Source organism: Pectobacterium carotovorum, from assembly GCF_033898505.1.
Taxonomy (GTDB): Bacteria; Pseudomonadota; Gammaproteobacteria; order Enterobacterales; family Enterobacteriaceae; genus Pectobacterium; species Pectobacterium carotovorum_J.
Map to the genome: position 1 here is coordinate 1,551,296 of NZ_JAXAFK010000001.1, position 15,984 is coordinate 1,567,279.

16 protein-coding genes and 1 other annotated feature are annotated in these 15,984 nt (G+C 52.6%); of the genes, 5 read left to right on the forward strand and 11 right to left on the reverse strand.

Annotated features, from left to right (window positions below):
• Positions 1–74: 74 nt before the first annotated feature.
• Positions 75–827, reverse strand: a complete 753-nt coding sequence (locus tag R9X49_RS06945) for a YciC family protein (RefSeq protein ID WP_319847710.1) — start codon at positions 825–827, stop codon at positions 75–77.
• A gap of 58 nt (positions 828–885) precedes the next feature.
• On the reverse strand, positions 886–1,290 hold the full coding sequence (locus tag R9X49_RS06950) for a YkgJ family cysteine cluster protein (protein WP_319847711.1): 405 nt from the start codon (positions 1,288–1,290) through the stop codon (positions 886–888).
• 283 nt (positions 1,291–1,573) lie between these two features.
• Here R9X49_RS06950 and ompW point away from each other — a divergent pair, with 283 nt between their 5' ends.
• Positions 1,574–2,206, forward strand: coding sequence for an outer membrane protein OmpW (ompW, locus tag R9X49_RS06955; protein ID WP_319847712.1), 633 nt, complete (start codon positions 1,574–1,576; stop codon positions 2,204–2,206).
• 118 nt (positions 2,207–2,324) lie between these two features.
• Here ompW and R9X49_RS06960 read toward each other — a convergent pair whose 3' ends face one another.
• From R9X49_RS06960 to R9X49_RS06990, 7 genes are all read right to left on the reverse strand, one after another.
• The gene (locus tag R9X49_RS06960) at positions 2,325–3,056 is read right to left on the reverse strand and encodes an oligogalacturonate-specific porin KdgM family protein (RefSeq protein WP_319847713.1); all 732 of its coding nucleotides are present in this window, start codon (positions 3,054–3,056) and stop codon (positions 2,325–2,327) included.
• A gap of 386 nt (positions 3,057–3,442) precedes the next feature.
• A complete protein-coding gene (gene trpA / locus R9X49_RS06965; RefSeq protein WP_319847714.1) occupies positions 3,443–4,249 on the reverse strand; it encodes a tryptophan synthase subunit alpha in 807 nt (268 codons plus the stop codon).
• Positions 4,249–5,442, reverse strand: a complete 1,194-nt coding sequence (gene trpB, locus R9X49_RS06970; protein ID WP_319848599.1) for a tryptophan synthase subunit beta — start codon at positions 5,440–5,442, stop codon at positions 4,249–4,251. The genes trpA and trpB overlap by 1 nt, the downstream gene beginning before the upstream one ends.
• A gap of 13 nt (positions 5,443–5,455) precedes the next feature.
• A complete protein-coding gene (trpCF, locus tag R9X49_RS06975) occupies positions 5,456–6,823 on the reverse strand; it encodes a bifunctional indole-3-glycerol-phosphate synthase TrpC/phosphoribosylanthranilate isomerase TrpF (RefSeq protein WP_319847715.1) in 1,368 nt (455 codons plus the stop codon).
• Between the two features lie 7 nt (positions 6,824–6,830).
• The gene (gene trpD / locus R9X49_RS06980) at positions 6,831–7,829 is read right to left on the reverse strand and encodes an anthranilate phosphoribosyltransferase (protein ID WP_319848600.1); all 999 of its coding nucleotides are present in this window, start codon (positions 7,827–7,829) and stop codon (positions 6,831–6,833) included.
• 62 nt (positions 7,830–7,891) lie between these two features.
• Positions 7,892–8,470, reverse strand: coding sequence for a glutamine amidotransferase-related protein (locus tag R9X49_RS06985; protein WP_319847716.1), 579 nt, complete (start codon positions 8,468–8,470; stop codon positions 7,892–7,894).
• Positions 8,470–10,032, reverse strand: coding sequence for an anthranilate synthase component 1 (locus tag R9X49_RS06990; RefSeq protein WP_319847717.1), 1,563 nt, complete (start codon positions 10,030–10,032; stop codon positions 8,470–8,472). The genes R9X49_RS06985 and R9X49_RS06990 overlap by 1 nt, the downstream gene beginning before the upstream one ends.
• A 32-nt stretch (positions 10,033–10,064) precedes the next feature.
• Positions 10,065–10,169: a sequence feature (Trp leader region), on the reverse strand.
• A 219-nt stretch (positions 10,170–10,388) separates the two neighbouring features.
• On the opposite strand from R9X49_RS06990, the gene rnm reads away from it, so the two are divergent.
• The 3 genes from rnm (at position 10,389) to rluB (ending at position 13,087) form a co-directional block, all read left to right on the forward strand.
• The gene (gene rnm, locus R9X49_RS06995; RefSeq protein ID WP_319847718.1) at positions 10,389–11,279 is read left to right on the forward strand and encodes an RNase RNM; all 891 of its coding nucleotides are present in this window, start codon (positions 10,389–10,391) and stop codon (positions 11,277–11,279) included.
• 124 nt (positions 11,280–11,403) lie between these two features.
• Positions 11,404–12,024: an L-threonylcarbamoyladenylate synthase gene (locus R9X49_RS07000; RefSeq protein WP_039358513.1), complete on the forward strand. Its 621-nt coding sequence runs from the start codon at positions 11,404–11,406 to the stop codon at positions 12,022–12,024.
• A 178-nt stretch (positions 12,025–12,202) separates the two neighbouring features.
• Positions 12,203–13,087, forward strand: coding sequence for a 23S rRNA pseudouridine(2605) synthase RluB (gene rluB, locus R9X49_RS07005; RefSeq protein WP_319847719.1), 885 nt, complete (start codon positions 12,203–12,205; stop codon positions 13,085–13,087).
• Between the two features lie 81 nt (positions 13,088–13,168).
• On the opposite strand, the gene cobO is transcribed toward rluB, so the two are convergent.
• Positions 13,169–13,759, reverse strand: a complete 591-nt coding sequence (cobO, locus tag R9X49_RS07010; RefSeq protein ID WP_319847720.1) for a cob(I)yrinic acid a,c-diamide adenosyltransferase — start codon at positions 13,757–13,759, stop codon at positions 13,169–13,171.
• Between the two features lie 18 nt (positions 13,760–13,777).
• On the reverse strand, positions 13,778–14,539 hold the full coding sequence (locus R9X49_RS07015; RefSeq protein ID WP_319848601.1) for a YciK family oxidoreductase: 762 nt from the start codon (positions 14,537–14,539) through the stop codon (positions 13,778–13,780).
• Between the two features lie 357 nt (positions 14,540–14,896).
• Between R9X49_RS07015 and sohB the strand changes: the two genes are divergently transcribed.
• A complete protein-coding gene (gene sohB, locus R9X49_RS07020) occupies positions 14,897–15,943 on the forward strand; it encodes a protease SohB (protein ID WP_319847721.1) in 1,047 nt (348 codons plus the stop codon).
• Positions 15,944–15,984: the final 41 nt, after the last annotated feature.

Genomic DNA, 15,984 nt, shown 5'->3' on the forward strand with positions numbered 1-15,984 from the left:
GATTGGGCAAGTCGTGAACGAGGGAGTGGTGAAGCCTATGCCGCCAGAACTGCGGCATAGGGGAAGAGCGGCAATTAAGCGCGCAGCAGCATATAAAGGCGGAACAGGTAAATCAGCAGAATCGCGGAGATCAGGTTGCTTAACCCGTTCAGAACCACGCCGAGCACAGTAGGCGAGGAAATCGGTAACTTCGACACGACCAGCAAAATAGCGATTTTAGCCAACAACCACATCACGATGGCAGGCGCGGTTGCGCGTAAGTTGCCATAGGCCAGTTTGGTGCTTGCTTTAATCGCGCTGAAAATTCCGCTTTTTTCAGTGACCACAATCACGGGCGACAAACTCAGGGCAATGGCCAGCAGCACGCCAGGAATGACCAGAAGCATCATACCAAGCTGGATGAGCAGCGTGCACAGCAGGATCAGGAAAAGCAGGCGCAGTAAAAAAGGGGCGGAGGCACCGATTGCGCGTAGTGCACTGGTGCGATGTCCATCAGACACCAGTTGGATCAGCATCAGAACCCCGCCTGTCAGCAGTACGTTGCCCACTAACGCAGCAAAGGTGCCTGCCGCCGACATTTTTAGCAACACGGTTTGTTGTTCCGGCGTCATCTGCTGAATCAAGTCCATCAAGCCGGATTCGACAGACGATGACAGATCGCTGCCGGAGGTGCTCAGAATCCGTAATTCGTCTACAGAAGGCGATAGCGCATGATTCAGTATGACAGTAATGAATGCCGTCAACAGTGACATCATTAAGATGCTGATGAACTGGTTGCGGGTAAAATTCATTGTGTCACGGTACAACGTGTTAGCCGTGATAGGCATGCAGGCTCCTTGAAAAAGATAAATCAACGGATAGAACTTAACTCATGATTGTAACCTGTTAATCCGTGCTGTGGCACCCCGTCAACGATGCAATGCTGCTTTTCCCTTCAGTAATGAAAGACTGTGATGAAATTGTTACCAAAGGTGGCAGACCATATTTTTCTCGTGCCCGGTTGCAGGCATCGTTGATCCGCCCATTTTCGCCGGATTGCATAAATTCACGGCACGGTGAAGGGCGATTAACATAAATAGAACAGCTGACGGTATCCCCGACTATGCCTTCAAGTGCCTGGCAACGAGGCGTTTTGCTGTTCGTACCCGCCATACAGCGTAAAAAAGGGGAAACGGGTTCGGTGAATTGAGAGGGTACAGCGCCACTGCCGTCATCGGCTTCAGCCCAATAGAAAGACACTCTGAAATAAGCGCAGCACGCGCCGCAGTGCATACAGATATTATCGCTCATTGGATGACTAACTGCCCCCAGCCAGCGTGAATCACGTTAATGAAAATAAAAATCTACCGTTGAATGCGTTCGCGCGGTAATGCAATTTGCGGGCAGAGCACGTTATGTACTTTTTGTCATTTATTGATTTGGATCAATTCTATGATTTTTAATTAGTTAGCGATAAATGATATGGTTCAATTTACGTGTAAAATCTTTAAAAGATGTGATCTGGCTTAAAACAAGAATACCTACTTAGGGTTATATTTCGCTCGAAATTTAAACCCTATAAATGGAGTGGGTAATGAAAAAGGCATCTTTCTTATTATTGGCAGCGGCGCTTATGCCTACATTGGCACAGGCTCATCAAGCAGGTGATTTTATTGTTCGTGCGGGTACAGCAACCGTGCATCCACGTGAAAGTTCGGACAATGTATTGGGGTTGGGAGAGTTTCAGGTAAACAACAATACTCAGTTGGGCCTGACTTTTAGCTACCTGGTGACGGACAATATTGGCGTTGAATTGCTGGCGGCTACGCCGTTCAAACACAAAGTCGGCACGCCTGGCACGGGCACGATTGCAGAAGTGAAACACCTGCCGCCTTCACTGGTCGCACAGTACTATTTTGGTGATGCTCAAGATAAATTACGTCCCTATTTAGGTGTTGGCCTGAATTACACGATGTTCTTCGATGAGAAATTTAATGACAAGGGGACAGGTGCGGGCCTGAGCGATCTGAGCCTGAAAAACTCCTGGGGCGTTGCTGCGCAGGCTGGGCTGGATTATAACCTGGACAAGAATTGGTTAGTCAACATGTCCGTATGGTGGATGGATATTGATACCGATGTGAAATTTAAAGCCGGTAACGCTCAGCAAAGTATCCATACTAAGCTTGATCCATGGGCCTTTATGTTTGGCGTAGGCTACCGCTTCTGATTGTTCATCATAAAAAACGGCGACGTAAATAACGTCGCCGTTTTTATAGACAGGAAATAACAAACCAATAAAGAGAACGCTATTTTTATTACAGCAATTATCTAGATGGCGTTAGCCATTAGAAACTGTATTGTACACCAACACGGTAGCGAGTTTGACGCTCGTCAGTGATTGTGCTGCCTTTGACGTTACCGACTTGAGCGTAAGGCGTCCAGTTTTTGTCAAATTTATAAGCCAGTTTAATATCGTGGCTCAGTTCATAATTTTCGCTATCCGCCAAATACCACTGAGAACCTGCTTTATTATTTTTGTTATATTCAAATTCGTATTCAACTACAAAGTTCGCAGGCAGTTTATAACCCAACGTACTGGTGATGGTGTAGCCAGTGATAGCAGTAGGGTTTGTAGCAGAATTCGGGTTACCGATGTTATTGCTGTTACGCAGATAGGATGCACGGTAACGCAGACCATAGTACAGGGAATCGGTGATGTTTGCCGTTCCTTTGATATATGGACGGTAGTTGTTGTTATTGGACGTGGAAACCATGTTTAAACCAGCTTCCAGACCAAAGGTTTTATCGAATTTGTACAGGTAGCTAGCGGTAACTTCAGTACCGTTGCTGACGGTTTCGTTAAACGGTTTGTTTGGTGTCTTATCGCTGCCAGATTGTGCCCACTTGGCTTCCATTGACAGGCCAAAGCCGTTGTCAAAACGGTGGGACATCAGCAGGCGATCTTTATGATCGTTTTTTGCCGTATCCTGCATTTCATGACGATAGTCAATCGTAACAGCCATGGAGCTTAAGCTGATTAAGGAAGTTACCATCATCGTCAATATTTTAGCTTTCATTTTATTATCCCAAGTCAAAGAGAATTATTATTTAAAAACGCGCTGCCACTTTTGTTCAGCGGTTCCATTCTATTTATTATTTCTTACAGTAATGTGAACAAGATCGTTAAAAAGAGATAATTTTAAATGATCTCAATTCTGTGATTTTCTTCGTATTTTATTGGCGGGATTTATGCAATTTAAAAAATAAATAGTTACTTGGTTTATTTCTTTGTGGCGGGGATTAATGATTATTTCAATTTGAAAATATTTCTTACAATTATAAGAAATTAGACATTAAATAATAATTGCAAATATTTCACGTTAATTAAATAAGAAATAATTTGAAACATTATTCAACGCGCGATAGGGCTTGCGTTAAGCACAAATCGCGCGCCTGAAAAGCGTTATGAACGCGTAGCGGCTTTCATTTCACTGACAAAGGCGTGTAACTCGGACAGCATAACGTCAGGCTGGTTCAGATTTTTTTCGATAATCCGCACGATCGCTGAGCCAGAAATGGCACCCGCTGCGCCTGATGCTAACGTTTCCCGCACTTGAGCCGGATCGGAAATGCCAAATCCTTGCAGCGGAGGGGCGGCATGGTACTCGTTCAGTTTGGCTACCAAATGATTCAGCGGCAGTTGGGCGCGTTTTTCCGCTCCGGTAACGCCTGCACGTGATACTAAATACGTATAGCCACGGCCATAGGAAGCGATCTCGCGCAGCAACTCATCGTCAGCATTAGGCGGACAGATAAAAATAGGGGCAATGCCGTGCCGTAACGCAGCGGTACGGAAAGGTGCCGATTCCTCCACCGGAACATCCGCTACTAATACCGAGTCAACGCCGACCTGCGCGCAGCGCTGATAGAATTCATCAATGCCGTTGCTGAAGACCAGATTGGCATACATCAGCAGGCCAATCGGGATTTCCGGGTATTTCTGACGTACGGCCGCCAGCATTTCAAAGCACTGGCCGGGCGTGACGCCTGCGGCAAAGGCGCGCAGGTTAGCATCCTGAATGGTTGGGCCATCAGCCAGCGGATCAGAGAAGGGCACACCCAACTCCAACGCATCGGCACCGGCGGCAATCAGCGTGTCGATAATTTTCAGGGATTGCTCAGGGGAGGGATCGCCCAGCGTAACAAACGGAACGAACGCGCCTTCCTTTTTCTCCGACAGGCGATTAAACAGCTGTTGATAACGCTCCATTACATTTCTCCCCGATCTTTCAAAATATCGTGCACGGTAAAGATGTCTTTATCACCACGGCCAGACAGGTTGACCACCAGCAGTTGCTCTTTCTCCGGTTCCGCTTTAATCATCTTCAACGCGTGTGCCAGCGCGTGGGAGGATTCCAGCGCAGGGATAATGCCTTCACTGCGGCAGAGCGCTTTGAAGGCATCCAGCGCTTCGTCATCGGTAATCGAGACATAGTCAGCGCGGCCGATGCTGTTCAGGTAAGCGTGCTGCGGACCTACGGATGGGAAATCCAGCCCGGCGGAAATCGAGTAGGATTCTTCAATTTGTCCGTCGGACGTTTGCATCATCGGGGACTTCATGCCGAAATAGATTCCGAGGCGACCGTGTTTTAACGGCGCGCCGTGCTGCCCGGATTCAATGCCCAAACCGCCAGGCTCAATGCCGATCAGCCGGACGCTGGTATCGTCGATGAAATCAGCAAACATCCCAATTGCATTAGAACCGCCACCGACGCAGGCCAATACCGCATCCGGCAAGCGACCTTCTTTTTCCAGAATCTGCGCTTTCGTCTCTTCGCCAATCATGCGTTGAAACTCGCGCACAATCGTCGGGTAAGGGTGCGGGCCTGCCGCTGTTCCCAGCAGATAGTGTGCGGTCTCATAGCTGCCAGACCAGTCACGCAACGCTTCGTTACAGGCATCTTTCAGCGTGGAAGAACCGCTGTGAACCGGAATGACTTCTGCCCCCATCAGGCGCATACGGAAGACGTTCGGTGACTGGCGCTCAACGTCTTTCGCGCCCATATAAACGCGGCATTTCAGGCCGAGCAGGGCGCAAGCCAGCGCTGTCGCGACGCCGTGTTGGCCCGCACCGGTTTCAGCGATGATTTCGCTTTTACCCATGCGCTTCGCCAGCAGAGCCTGTCCGAGTACCTGGTTGGTTTTATGTGCGCCGCCGTGCAGCAGGTCTTCACGTTTCAAATACAGTCTGGTTTTCGTCCCAGCGGTCAGGTTTTTACACAGGGTTAACGCAGTCGGACGACCCGCGTAATTTTTCAGCAGGTCGGTAAATTCAGCCTGAAATTCAGGATCTTTTTGTGCGCTGACGAAAGCCTCTTCCAGCTGGCGTAACGCCGGGATGAGGATCTGCGGAACAAACTGTCCGCCGAATTCACCGAAATAAGGGTTGAGTAATGTCATAATTTTCCCGTCTGTTTTAGTGTTGCGGTTGACGTAATGTCGCAAAAACCGCAGCAATTTTATGTGAGTCTTTTTTTCCCGGTTCGCTTTCTACCCCGGAATTGAAATCCAGTCCTGCGCAACCTTGCTGTGCAGCCAGCGCGCAGTTATCACTATTCAGGCCGCCAGCTAGCAGCACGTTATCCAATGACTGGTTTGCCAGCAGCGACCAGTTGAAGGTTTTCCCGCTGCCGCCCTGAGCGTTGTCAAACACGTAGCGATCGACGTGGGTGAGTTCGCGCGCTGGCAGAACATCTGCGATGCTCAATGCTTTCCAAATCTGGCAGGCCGCAGGGAGTTGCTGGCGTAGCTGGTCGATCGTTTGTTGATCTTCATCGCCGTGCAGTTGAACGGCGGATAACCCCAGCTGTGTAGTAATAGCAACAATGTGTTCGACAGGGGCGTTACGGAAAACGCCGACATAGCGCAGTGGAGCGCCAGCGATGACGTCGGCGGCTTGTTTAGCGTCAATACAACGCGGCGAACTGGCGACGAAGATTAATCCGCCGTAGAGCGCGCCGGCTTGATAAGCCGCCTGTGCATCCGCGGCGCGCGTCAGGCCGCAGACCTTGTTCTCACCCAGAATAACGCGGCGTACTGCGCCGTTCAGATCCGGTTCGGACATCAGCGAACTGCCGATCAAGAACCCCTGAGCAAAAGCGCCGAGTTCACGAATCTGCGCATGGCGGTTGATGCCGGACTCACTGATTACGGTGACGCCAGCGGGCAGACGCGGTGCGAGCGTCCGAGTGCGGTTGAGGTCAATCGAGAGATCGCGCAGGTCGCGGTTGTTGATCCCGACGACGCGTGCTTCCAACTGAATGGCCCGCTGTAACTCTTCTTCATTACTGACTTCCGTCAACACGCCCAGTTTCAGGCTGTGCGCCACGTCGGCCAGTTGCAGGTATTGCTCGTTGTCCAGTACAGACAGCATCAGCAGAATGGCATCAGCCTGATAGTAGCGAGCCAGATAGATCTGATAAGGCGAAATAATAAAGTCTTTGCACAACACCGGTTGATGTACTGCCGCACTGACCTGCGGCAGAAAGGCAAAGTCGCCCTGAAAATATTTCTCGTCGGTCAAAACAGAAATAGCGGACGCATAATCTTTATAGACCTGGGCAATCGCCACCGGGTCGAAATCATCGCGAATCAATCCTTTTGATGGTGACGCTTTTTTGCATTCCAAAATAAACGCGGGCTTATCCTGTTTCAGCGCCTGATAAAAGTCACGCTGACTGGGCACGATCTCATGCTGAAAAGAGGCCAATGGCTGTGCTTTTTCTCTCTCGGCAACCCAGAGCGCTTTATCGCGCACAATTTTATGTAATACGGTTTCCTGCATGGTTCCATTACCCTCTGGCGGACAGTGCGATCACGCGTTGATAAGCTTGTCCACTATGAATGACTTCAAGCGCCTGTTGCGCATTCTGGCGCAAGTTTTCTTGTCCGAATAATCTCAGGAGCAGCGCAACATTGGCGGCAACCGCAGCAGCGTGCGCGCGTTCACCTTTACCTTGTAGCAGTGACGCGAGAATGTCACGGTTTTCTTCTGGTGTACCGCCTTGTAAGGCAGACAGCGGATACGCATCCAGACCGAAATCGCGGTGCGTCAGTTCGTAGGTTTCGATCTCGCCATTGTTCAACTCGGCAACCTGCGTTGGCGCATGAATCGCGACTTCATCCATTCCGCCGCCGTGTACAACCGCGGCACGCTGGTAGCCCAGCACCTTCAGCGTTTCGGCGATAGGGCGAACCAATTCAGGGCTATACACGCCAATCAGCGCTAATGGCGGACGAGCAGGGTTAACCAACGGCCCCAGCACGTTGAAGACGGTGCGAGTTTTCAACTGCTGACGAACCGGCATGGCATGACGGAAGCCCAGATGATATTGCGGGGCAAACAGGAAGCACACGCCCAGATCGTCCAGCGCCTGACGGGAATCCTGCGCGCTCATATCCAGCTTAATACCGAAGGCGGAGAGCAAATCGGAGGAACCGGAACGGCTGGATACGCTGCGGTTGCCGTGCTTGGCGATTTTCAGACCACAGCTGGCGGCAACGAAGGCGCTGGCTGTCGAAATGTTGATGCTGTTCGTGCCGTCACCGCCGGTGCCGACGATATCGGCAAATAAATAGTCAGGGCGAGGGAACGGCTGCGCATCGGCCAGCAGAGCCGTGGCGGCACCGGCGATCTCATCGGGATGCTCGCCGCGCACTTTCATGCTAATCAACGCGGCTGCCAGCTGGCTGGCTTCGAGTTCACCGCGAATGATGGCACCAAACAGCGCCTGACTTTCCTGACGGCTGATGCTGTTCGCGCCGTATAATTTTTCCAGTATGTGTTGCATGGTCATGACATCCTGAGCAGTAGACGGTTGCGTAGAAGATAATTGCATAATCGTATCCCTCGTTAAGCCAGCGCCCAGTCCAGCGTTTGTTCCAGCAGCCGGGCGCCGTGCGTGGTCAGGATCGACTCAGGGTGGAATTGGAAACCGCAGACGCGGTCGGCGTCGTTACGCACCGCCATCACCATCGTGTTGAAATGGGCGTTGACGGTCAACGTAGAAGGAATACGGCTGCCGACCAGCGAGTGGTAGCGGGCGACCGGTAGCGGATGTGGCAAACCGCTAAACATGCCGCTGGCATCGTGGTCGATGGCCGAGGCTTTACCGTGCAGGATTTCACCCGCCTGACCGACATGGCCGCCGTAGGCTTCCACAATGGCCTGATGGCCGAGGCAAATACCAATAATCGGCAACTGACCGCGCAAACGCTGTAGCAGTTCCGGCATACAGCCCGCTTCGGCCGGCGTGCCGGGGCCAGGTGAGAGCATCAGAATCGGTCTTTCCATTTGCTGTAACCGCGCGATGATCACATCGGCAGGCAGATGGTTACGGTAAATCACGACCTGATGACCGCTGGCACGCAGTTGATCCACCAGGTTGTAGGTGAATGAATCGATATTATCGAGCAGCAGGATGTCGGCCATCAGAAAATCTCCTTTGCATGGTGCGCACTGGCAATGGCTCGCAGTACGGCCCGGGCTTTATTACGCGTTTCGTCGGCTTCAGCCTGAGGGTTGGAATCCAGAACCACGCCTGCACCCGCCTGAACGGTGGCAATGCCGTCTTCGACATAGGCGGAGCGAATCACGATGCAGGTATCCAGATCGCCGTGAGCGGTGAAATAGCCCACCGCGCCGCCGTAGCTGCCGCGGCGAGTTTTCTCACTCTCGGCAATCAGCTGCATTGCCCGGACTTTCGGCGCACCGCTCAGCGTGCCCATATTCATGCAGGCGCGGTAGGCGTGCAGCACATCCAGATCTTCACGCAGCGTCCCCACCACGCGGGAAACCAAATGCATGACAAAGGAATAGCGGTCGACTTTAGTCAGGTCTGCAACGTAGCGGCTGCCCGGCTGACAGATGCGCGCCAGATCGTTGCGGGCTAAATCTACCAGCATCAAATGCTCAGCCAGCTCTTTATGGTCGGTACGCATTTCCAGCTCAATACGGCTATCGAGATCGCGATCCAGCGAGCCATCAGCGCGGCGACCGCGCGGGCGGGTACCGGCAATCGGATAAATTTCGATTTGGCGGCTGTCGGCATCGTATTTCAGCGAGCTTTCCGGTGAGGCGCCGAACAGCGTGAAATCCTGATCCTGCATGTAAAACATGTAAGGGCTGGGGTTGTTGTCTTTCAGCGTTTGGTAGGCGGCCAGCGGTGAAGGGCACGGCAGAGAGAAGCGGCGCGACGGCACGACCTGGAAAATTTCACCGATGCGGATGGCTTCCTGCATCTGGCTGACGACCTCGCCGAAGGCTTCATCGCTCTGGTTGCAGCTCAGCGTCATGTCCTCGATGGACTGGCGCGGCAGCGCGGGCGCTGGCTGGGTAAGCTGAAGTTGCAGCTGTTCCAGACGCTGTTGCAGACGCTGCTTTTCGCTCTGGTTAGGCGTAAACAGGCTGGCTTGCAGGGCAGTCACGCGTTTTTGGTGATCGAGCACCAGCAGCGTTTCTGCCAGATAGAAACAAAAATCCGGGCAGCGTTGTTGCTGGCTCAGCGCAGGTAAGGCTTCAAATCCGGCGACCAGATCGTAGGCGAACAGCCCTCCGAGGAACATGGCTTCACGTTCTTCTGCCGGGCTGGCAACCAGCGTCAGAATCTGGCGTAAGGCATCAAAGACCGACAGCGAACGCAGACGAGCGTCTTCATCCTGCATGACGTCTGCCAGAGGGAAGGTGAGTTCACGACCATTCGGACGCGGCTGATTAATAATCTCTGCAGGCAGCGCGGCATCCAGAAGCGGCAGGAGGCTGGCGCCGTTTGCCGTTAATGCCTGAATGGAAACGCGCTGGCCCAGTGCAGTGATACGCAGCGCGCTATCAACGATTAACAGGCTTTTCAGGTTTTCCTTGCTGTCGATTTCAGCCGACTCTAACAGCAACGTTGCAGGTCTGGCACCGCAGAGCTGATGGAAGATAGCGCTAGGGTCGTTACGGTAAACGGCCTCGGTACGCAGCAGTTCCAGTGTAGGTTGTGTTGTTTGCATTCTTGCTACCCGTTTTAATGTTGTGCCCATCAAATAAAAAGCCCGCTTAGTTAAGCGGGCCTGGGAATATCTGCATGTGTGATAACAGCGATGCGTGATTAGTCCACCCGCGATAGGGAAGAGCGCCACCAACCATGCTTCATCATTTTCTGCGTTGCCATTGTCATCATCTCGCTGTTTATCACTGATTACTGTTTGTGTACTGAGCTTGCGTACTAGTTAACTGGTTCGACGATAAAATGTCAACACCTTCAATATGATTATTTTATTACTCAGCAAAACGGCGGGCATTACCATTTGCTTCCTATTAATGGCATCATGCGGCCTTCGCATGATTCTTGTTAATGGATAGGCTTGTGCCAGAAGATTCCCAACCGATATCGTCATTCCCACTTTACGATCTACATAGCCACACCACGGCGTCTGATGGCGTTTTAACGCCGACAGCGCTAGTCAACCGGGCGGTAGACATGCGGGTGAGCGTACTGGCTATTACCGATCACGATACGACCCGTGGGCTTGAAGAAGCACAGCATGCGATTGCGCAACAGGAGCTGTCGCTGAGGCTGATTCCCGGTGTGGAGATCTCCACGCTGTGGGAAAACCATGAGATCCATATTGTCGGACTAGGGATGGATATTGCGCACCCGGCGTTAACGGGATTGCTGCAACAGCAGGCGGAGTGTCGGCAGAGCCGGGCGGAGCAAATTGCGGTTCGACTGGAAAAAGCCCGCATTCCCGATGCGCTGGCTGGCGCACAGCGTCTGGCAACGGGAGGGCAGATTACGCGGGCGCACTTTGCGCGTTATCTCATTGAATTGGGCATCGCGTCGAATATGAATCAGGTGTTCAAAAAATATCTGGCGAAAGGCAAAACCGGTTACGTGCCGCCGCAGTGGTGCAGTATCCCGCAAGCCATCGAAGCGATTCATCAATCTGGCGGCGTGTCAGTATTGGCACATCCGGGGCGCTACGATCTGACGGCCAAATGGCTAAAGCGCCTGTTAGCCACGTTTGCAGAAAGCGGCGGGATCGCGATGGAAGTAGCGCAATGTCAACAGGCACCGGATGAACGAACGCAACTGGGTCGCTATGCGCGTGATTTCAACCTGATGGCATCGCAAGGATCGGATTTTCACCTGCCATGCGCCTGGATTGAGCTGGGCCGCAAGTTGTGGCTGCCTGCCGATGTCGAACCCGTTTGGCATCATCCGTTACTGGCTGATTCGCCGCGCGCCATAGTGTAATGGCATCGCGATCTTATGAAATAACAATCTTTTACCATCAACACGTTCTATAATAATCCTATTGCACGACGACGCGGGGTGAAATGTACAACGCCGCGAAATGTCAGACGTATGAGGTAGGACCATGAGTCAGTTTTTCTATATTCACCCGCAGAATCCGCAGCCGCGATTGATCAATCAATCGGTGGAATTTCTGCATAAAGGCGGGGTGATTGTTTATCCAACGGATTCTGGCTATGCGCTGGGTTGTATGTTGGGCGAAAAGAACGCGCTGGAACGCATCTGCCGGATTCGCGATCTGGGGAGCGATCATAACTTCACGCTGATGTGCCGCGATCTGTCTGAACTCTCGACGTATGCCCACGTGGATAACACAGCTTTCCGGTTGATTAAAAATAATACGCCGGGCAATTACACCTTTATTCTGAAAGCGACGAAAGAGGTTCCCCGTCGCTTAATGAATGAAAAGCGTAAAACTATTGGTCTGCGCGTGCCGTCCAATCCGATTGCGCTGGAACTGCTGGCCGCGTTGAATGAGCCGTTGATGTCGACAACGTTGATGCTGCCGGGAAATGATTTCGCCGAGTCCGATCCCGAAGAAATTCAGGAAAGATTGGGGAAACAGGTGGATTTGATTATTCACGGCGGTTCGCTGGGTCAACAGCCGACGACGGTTATCGACCTGACCGAGTCCGTGCCACGCGTCGCCCGTGAAGGCACGGGTGATGTCACACCGTTCCTGTAAGCGCTGTGACAGGCTGTAACAATGGGAATACAAATGGCGCGAAGATCGGTATAATCGCGCCAGCATTGAATACTACGAACGATTTTTACGTACACACTATTTTTACGTAACTGGCTGAATTTTATCGGTAGTTATGACTCCCCCCGACGCCTGGGAAGGCGACACTAGAGGTTGCTCAATGAGCGAAAAGTTACAAAAAGTTCTGGCGCGCGCCGGACATGGCTCACGCCGCGAAATTGAAGGTATCATTCAGGCTGGACGCGTCAGCGTTGACGGTAAGGTTGCCACACTGGGCGATCGCGTCGAAGTGACGAAAGCCACCAAAATCCGTATTGATGGTCATGTGGTTACCGTTAAGGAAACCGAAGAAACCGTGTGCCGCGTGCTGGTGTACTACAAACCGGAAGGTGAGCTGTGTACCCGCAACGATCCTGATGGGCGTTCGACGGTGTTTGACCGTCTGCCGAAAATTCAGGGTTCTCGTTGGGTGGCGGTTGGGCGTCTTGACGTGAATACCTCCGGCCTGCTGCTGTTCACGACGGACGGTGAGTTAGCCAACCGCCTGATGCACCCCAGCCGCGAAGTTGAGCGTGAATACGCTGTGCGGGTTTTCGGCGAAATTGATGACGAAAAGATCAAGCAACTGAGCAAAGGCGTACAGCTGGAAGACGGCCCGGCGTCGTTCCGTACTATCCGCTATCAGGGCGGTGAAGGTCTGAACCAGTGGTACAACGTGACGCTGACCGAAGGGCGCAACCGTGAAGTTCGCCGTCTGTGGGAAGCGGTTGGCGTGCAGGTTAGCCGCCTGATTCGCGTGCGCTACGGCGATATTACGCTGCCGAAAGGTCTACCGCGCGGTGGCTGGGCTGAGATGCCGCTGGAACAGCTGAATTACCTGCGTGAGCTGGTGCAGCTTCCTGCTGAAACGGTATCAAAACTGCCGGTTGAGCGTGAGCGCCGTCGGGTGAAAGCGAACCAGATCCGTCGTGCAGTAAAACGCCATAGCCAGATTAGTACCGCTCCGGCACGTCGTACGTCTCCGAAGCCGAAACGTAACGGCTAATAGTATTATCCCTACGCTCCACGGGCAGCCTTTGCTGCCCGTTTTCATTTCGCTATATTTCTTTTCTCGCCGATGGCGATTTTACCAGTCAATCCCTTGCTGTGCCTGAATCCCGCTATCAAACGCATGTTTTACCGGGCGCATTTCCGTCACGGTATCGGCCATTTCCAGCAAGTCACGATGGCAGCCGCGGCCGGTAATAATGACCGTCTGTCCGGCAGGGCGCTGTTTTAATGCGGTTACAACGTCACTTAAATCCAGGTAGTCATAGCTAAGCATATACGTCAGTTCGTCCAGCACGACGAGATCGAGCTGTGGGTCTGCCAGCATTCGTTTGCCATGTTGCCAGACATGCTGTGCTGCTTCCGTATCTGTCTGACGGTTCTGCGTCTCCCAGGTGAAGCCTGTCGCCATGACCTGAAATTCCACGCCGTGCTGTTGCAGCAGGTTCTTCTCACCGTTCGGCCATTCACCTTTGATAAACTGGATCACGCCCGCGCGTAATCCGTGACCTATTGCCCGCGTGACGGTGCCAAATGCGGCCGTGGTCTTGCCTTTCCCATTGCCGGTAAAAACGATCAGGATGCCGCGCGTTTCATTCGCGGCGGCAATACGGGCGTCGACCTTTTCTTTCAGGCGCTGCTGGCGTTGCTGGTGGCGTTCATCGCTCATCGTGCGTGTTCTTCTCTATTATTCGGCTGGACCGGCTTTTCTACCCGGCTGTGCGTCAAAACTCATTCCCGTCTTGCGGCGGCTGTCATCGCCCATCAGATAGAGATACAGCGGCATAATATCTGCCGGCGTTTTCAGTCTCATCGGATCTTCGTTGGGGAACGCTGAGGCGCGCATTCCCGTACGCGTTCCGCCGGGATTAATACAGTTCACGCGCAGATCTTGTGAACGATATTCTTCTGCCAGCACCTGCATCAGACCTTCTGTCGCGAACTTGGATACGGAGTAGGCTCCCCAGCCGGCGCGACCTTCGCGGCCTACGCTGGAACTGGTGAAAACCAGAGACGCGCAAGGTGATTTCAATAACAGAGGCAGCAGCGCCTGTGTCAGCATAAAGGTGGCGTTGACGTTGACCTGCATAACCTGATGCCAGATCTCCGGCGTTTGCTGTGTGACAGGGGCGATCTCCCCGAGTAGTCCGGCGTTGTGGAGGACACCGTCCAGGTGCGGCACAACCTGCGCCAGTTCGTCAGCCAGTTGAAAGCACTGCGCGGAAGATAAGGCCAGCATATCGCAGACAACTACGTGTGCTGGCGTACCGTGTTCCTGCTCGATCTGCTGTTTAACTGCCTGAAGTTTGCTTTCTGTCCGGCCTAATAAGATGACGTGTGCGCCGTAGCGGGCATAGGTCAGGGCGGCTTCCCGGCCAATGCCGTCGCCAGCGCCAGTCACCAGAATGATGCGGTTTTGCAGTAAATCGATTTTAGGCTGGTAATGCACAATGAATTCCTCTTGCCGTGGCGTCAAACCGCCACGCTTCAGATAATAGACCTGCCATTGCGTGTCGGCACGGCGAAATATGTCGGGTCGTACCGCTCGGAACGCCAGATGACGGCGCATCCGGGCAGGGTGAATGGGGGTGTTATGCCTCAAATGTCGTCCGTTTTCAATGAGACTGCCTCTATTTATCCCTGCGCTGTTGTAAAAAGCAGCAATAGGCATAAAAAACGCAGGAATAACATCGCCATATTGCGTGCCATCAGTTAGGTTATAGGAAGGGAATGGCGCTCGACGTCAACGCCATGGTTGGTGAGTAAACCAACATTAATTAATACGCAGTCAATGAGGACGGTGTTTGTGGAATTACTTTCTCTGTACGGTTTATTCCTGGCTAAGGTACTCACTATCGTGGTGGCTATTGGTGCGTTAGTCGTTCTGGCATTCGGGATGACGCAGCGTAAGCGCCAGCATAAAGGTGAATTGCAGGTCTCGAATCTGGGCGAGCAATATCAGGAAATGCAGCGCGAAATGCAGACTGCCTGTATGAGCGACACCGAACGTAAGCTGTTATCAAAACAAGAAAAGAAGAAAGAAAAAGAAACTGCAAAGCAAGACAAACAGCGTGCCAAACGTGGCGAAGAGAAAAGTGTAAAACCGTGCCTGTACGTTCTCGACTTCAACGGCAGTATGGATGCAGGCGAAGTCAGTTCGCTGCGTGAAGAGATCTCCGCCGTGCTGGCTGTCGCGAAGCCGCAGGATGAAGTGCTGTTGCGCCTCGAAAGCCCCGGCGGTGTCGTGCACGGTTATGGGCTGGCGGCTTCGCAATTACAACGTTTACGTCAGGGTGGCGTGCGCTTGACCGTCGCCGTGGATAAAGTGGCTGCCAGCGGTGGCTATATGATGGCCTGCGTAGCTGACCGTATCGTAGCGGCCCCTTTTGCGATTGTGGGATCTATTGGCGTTGTGGCGCAAATTCCCAATTTCCACCGTTTGCTGAAAAATAAAGACATTGATGTTGAGTTGCACACCGCGGGTGAATTCAAGCGTACATTGACGCTGTTTGGTGAAAATACCGAACAAGGCCGTGAGAAATTCCGTGAAGATTTGAATGTCACGCACATGCTGTTTAAGGATTTTGTACAGCAGATGCGTCCTTCGCTGGATATTGATTCGGTGGCGACGGGAGAGCACTGGTTTGGTACTCAGGCGAAAGATCTGGGGTTGATTGATGCCATCGGCACCAGTGACGACCTGCTGATTGCTGAAATGGCCAGCCATGAAGTATTAAGCGTTCGCTATACGCGTCGTAAACGCCTGCTGGATCGTCTGACGGGCAGCGCAGGAGACACCGCAGAACGACTGATGCTGCGCTGGTGGCAACGTGGTTCAAAGCCCCTGCTGTAACTCTTAGAATAAGGCTGTACACAATGAAATGCCCGCGAATT

Coding starts and splice junctions, on each gene's coding strand:
- trpCF (WP_319847715.1), bottom strand. CDS start 6,823: ATGCAGGAAACCGTATTACATAAAATTGTGCGCGATAAAGCGCTCTGG.
- rluB (WP_319847719.1), top strand. CDS start 12,203: ATGAGCGAAAAGTTACAAAAAGTTCTGGCGCGCGCCGGACATGGCTCA.
- ompW (WP_319847712.1), top strand. CDS start 1,574: ATGAAAAAGGCATCTTTCTTATTATTGGCAGCGGCGCTTATGCCTACA.
- R9X49_RS07000 (WP_039358513.1), top strand. CDS start 11,404: ATGAGTCAGTTTTTCTATATTCACCCGCAGAATCCGCAGCCGCGATTG.
- R9X49_RS06985 (WP_319847716.1), bottom strand. CDS start 8,470: ATGGCCGACATCCTGCTGCTCGATAATATCGATTCATTCACCTACAAC.
- cobO (WP_319847720.1), bottom strand. CDS start 13,759: ATGAGCGATGAACGCCACCAGCAACGCCAGCAGCGCCTGAAAGAAAAG.
- R9X49_RS06950 (WP_319847711.1), bottom strand. CDS start 1,290: ATGAGCGATAATATCTGTATGCACTGCGGCGCGTGCTGCGCTTATTTC.
- trpD (WP_319848600.1), bottom strand. CDS start 7,829: ATGCAACACATACTGGAAAAATTATACGGCGCGAACAGCATCAGCCGT.
- R9X49_RS06960 (WP_319847713.1), bottom strand. CDS start 3,056: ATGAAAGCTAAAATATTGACGATGATGGTAACTTCCTTAATCAGCTTA.
- R9X49_RS06945 (WP_319847710.1), bottom strand. CDS start 827: ATGCCTATCACGGCTAACACGTTGTACCGTGACACAATGAATTTTACC.
- trpA (WP_319847714.1), bottom strand. CDS start 4,249: ATGGAGCGTTATCAACAGCTGTTTAATCGCCTGTCGGAGAAAAAGGAA.
- R9X49_RS06990 (WP_319847717.1), bottom strand. CDS start 10,032: ATGCAAACAACACAACCTACACTGGAACTGCTGCGTACCGAGGCCGTT.